Genomic DNA, 3,416 nt, shown 5'->3' on the forward strand with positions numbered 1-3,416 from the left:
AGTCTCGTAGCTCAGCTGGTTAGAGCGCTACACTGATAATGTAGAGGTCGGCAGTTCGAGCCTGCCCGAGACTACTAATTAAAGCGGTAAGCATTAAGCTGGAAGCAGTAGGCGATACGCCTAAAGCTTATAGCGTAAAGCCTGCAGCACCTAGAGGGGGAATTAGCTCAGCTGGCTAGAGCGCCTGCCTTGCACGCAGGAGGTCAAGGGTTCGACTCCCTTATTCTCCACCATCATAGATGGTTTAGTTTTAAAAAAGCAAATAGAGCCAAAAACAATATTTGCGAATTAAATCAGAAATAGATTTAAGATCATTGACATTAACGGTAAAGACATCACAAAGAGAAAACCGAGCGCATAAAGCGCTTGAGTAACCAATAGGAAAGAAATCGTTAAGGGCGTATGGCGGATGCCTAGGCTTTCAGAGGCGACGAAGGACGTGGTAAGCTGCGAAAAGCTGCGGGGATTGGCACACACGAATTGATCCGCAGATATCCGAATGGGGCAACCCGGCATATTGAAGATATGTCACCTCGTAAGAGGAGCAAACCCGGAGAACTGAAACATCTAAGTACCCGGAGGAAAAGAAATCGAAGAGATTCCGTAAGTAGTGGCGAGCGAAAGCGGATTAGCCCAAAAGTCTTTTTATGTTTAGAGGAATGTTCTGGAAAGAACAATCATAGAAGGTGATAATCCTGTACTCGAAAGGCATATAGAGATGATAAATGAGTAGGGCGGGACACGTGAAATCCTGTCTGAATATGGGGGGACCATCCTCCAAGGCTAAATACTCCTGAAAGACCGATAGTGAACAAGTACTGTGAAGGAAAGGTGAAAAGCACTTCGAATAGAAGGGTGAAATAGAACCTGAAACCGTACGCCTACAAGCGGTCGGAGCAGCGTAATGCTGTGACGGCGTGCCTTTTGCATAATGAGCCTACGAGTTAATTTTACTAGCGAGGTTAAGGTATTAAGTACCGGAGCCGGAGCGAAAGCGAGTCTGAATAGGGCGCATAGTTAGTAGGATTAGACGCGAAACCTTGTGATCTACCCATGGGCAGGTTGAAGCTCTGGTAACACAGAGTGGAGGACCGAACCGGTTGACGTTGAAAAGTCTTCGGATGACCTGTGGGTAGGGGTGAAAGGCCAATCAAACTGGGAGATAGCTCGTACTCTCCGAAATGCATTTAGGTGCAGCGTCGTATATAAGTTTATTAGAGGTAGAGCTACTGATTGGATGCGGGGGTTTCATCGCCTACCAATTCCTGACAAACTCCGAATGCTAATAAATGTTCTACGGCAGTGAGGGCATGGGTGCTAAGGTCCATGTCCGAGAGGGAAAGAACCCAGACCAACAGCTAAGGTCCCAAAATATATGTTAAGTTGAAACAACGCGGTTGGACTGCATTGACAGCTAGGATGTTGGCTTGGAAGCAGCCATTCATTTAAAGAGTGCGTAACAGCTCACTAGTCGAGCGGTCCGGCATGGATAATAATCGGGCATAAACATATTACCGAAGCTATGGATTTATATTTTATATATCTGGTAGGAGAGCATTCTATTTGCGCCGAAGCAGTACTGTGAGGTATTGTGGAGCGGATAGAAAAGAAAATGTAGGCATAAGTAACGATAAAGCAGGCGAGAAACCTGCTCACCGAAAGACCAAGGCTTCCTCAGCCATGCTAATCAGCTGAGGGTTAGTCGGGACCTAACGCGAACCCGAAAGGGGTAGTGGATGGACAATGGGTTAATATTCCCATACTTGCTCACAATAAAAGGGGACGGTTGGATGTAGCTGCTGGAGACTGACGGAATAGTCAAGGCCTAGCCTTCGGGCGAAGCTGCTGTAGTGTAATCTGATCCAAGAAAAGCCGAAGTGAAGCAACCCGTACCAAAACCGACACAGGTGGTCGAGGAGAGAATCCTAAGGTGCTCGAGTGAGTCGTGGCTAAGGAACTAGGCAAAATAGTCTCGTAACTTCGGAAGAAGAGACGCCATCAGCAATGGTGGCCGCAGTGAAGAGGCCCAGGCGACTGTTTATCAAAAACACAGGACTCTGCTAAATCGAAAGATGCTGTATAGGGTCTGACACCTGCCCGGTGCTGGAAGGTTAAGGAAGGTGCTTAGCGTAAGCGAAGGCATTAACTGAAGCCCCAGTAAACGGCGGCCGTAACTATAACGGTCCTAAGGTAGCGAAATTCCTTGTCGGGTAAGTTCCGACCTGCACGAATGGTGTAACGATCTGGGCACTGTCTCAGCCACGAGCTCGGTGAAATTGTAGTATCGGTGAAGATGCCGATTACCCGCAATGGGACGAAAAGACCCTGTGAACCTTTACTATAACTTCGTATTGACTTTGAGTAAGTAATGTGTAGGATAGGTGGGAGGCTTTGAAGCAGGCACGCTAGTGTTTGTGGAGCCGACGTTGAAATACCACCCTTTACTTACTTGGAGCCTAACTTCTTTCAGAAGGACATTGCGTGGTGGGTAGTTTGACTGGGGTGGTCGCCTCCAAAAGAGTAACGGAGGCTTTCAAAGGTACCCTCAGCACGCTTGGTAACCGTGCGTAGAGTGTAATGGCATAAGGGTGCTTGACTGTGAGACCAACAAGTCGATCAGGTGCGAAAGCAGGACATAGTGATCCGGTGGTTCCGTATGGAAGGGCCATCGCTCATAGGATAAAAGGTACTCCGGGGATAACAGGCTAGTCTCCCCCAAGAGCTCACATCGACGGGGAGGTTCGGCACCTCGATGTCGGCTCGTCACATCCTGGGGCTGGAGAAGGTCCCAAGGGTTGGGCTGTTCGCCCATTAAAGTGGCACGCGAGCTGGGTTCAGAACGTCGTGAGACAGTTCGGTCTCTATCTATTGCGGGCGTTAGATGTTTGAGAGGGCTTGATTCTAGTACGAGAGGACCGAATTGAACAAACCTCTGGTGTATCAGTTGTACCGCCAGGTGCACCGCTGAGTAGCTACGTTTGGAAGAGATAAGCACTGAAAGCATATAAGTGCGAAACTCGCCTCAAGATGAGACATCTTTTAAGGGTCGTTGTAGATGACGACGTTGATAGGCTATAGGTGTAAAGACAGTAATGTCATAGCCAAGTAGTACTAATTACCCGTAGATTTATAGCCTATGGTTGCTATATGAAATTATAATATAATAAATGACAAGTTCTTTATGCGCAGCGAAGGTTTTGTCTTTGTGAAAGTTTTTATCGCTTAAAACGCAATAAGCTTAAGGCTTCAGGCCTAATGCTTAAAGCTATATACCTTCTTTAGGGTGGTTTTAGCGGTGGGGCTCACCTGTTCCCATTCCGAACACAGAAGTTAAGCCCACCAGCGCCGATGGTACTGCTAACGCGGGAGAGTAGGCCGCCGCCAGTTTTTATTTTATTTTTAAAAAATCCTTTATC

The 3,416-nt window shown here is 47.5% G+C and carries 2 tRNA genes and 2 rRNA genes; all 4 read left to right on the forward strand.

Annotated elements, in window-relative coordinates:
• The 4 genes from AC59HC_RS22915 (at window position 1) to rrf (ending at window position 3,387) form a co-directional block, all read left to right on the forward strand.
• Window positions 1–74: transfer RNA gene (locus AC59HC_RS22915), tRNA-Ile, on the forward strand.
• An 82-nt stretch (window positions 75–156) separates the two neighbouring features.
• Window positions 157–233, forward strand: a tRNA-Ala gene (locus AC59HC_RS22920).
• Window positions 234–382: 149 nt separating this feature from the next.
• Window positions 383–3,135, forward strand: a 23S ribosomal RNA gene (locus AC59HC_RS22925).
• Window positions 3,136–3,279: 144 nt separating this feature from the next.
• Window positions 3,280–3,387: ribosomal RNA gene (gene rrf, locus AC59HC_RS22930) — 5S ribosomal RNA — on the forward strand.
• Window positions 3,388–3,416 lie beyond the last annotated feature (29 nt).

The organism is Chryseobacterium sp. DZ-32, assembly GCF_059587025.1.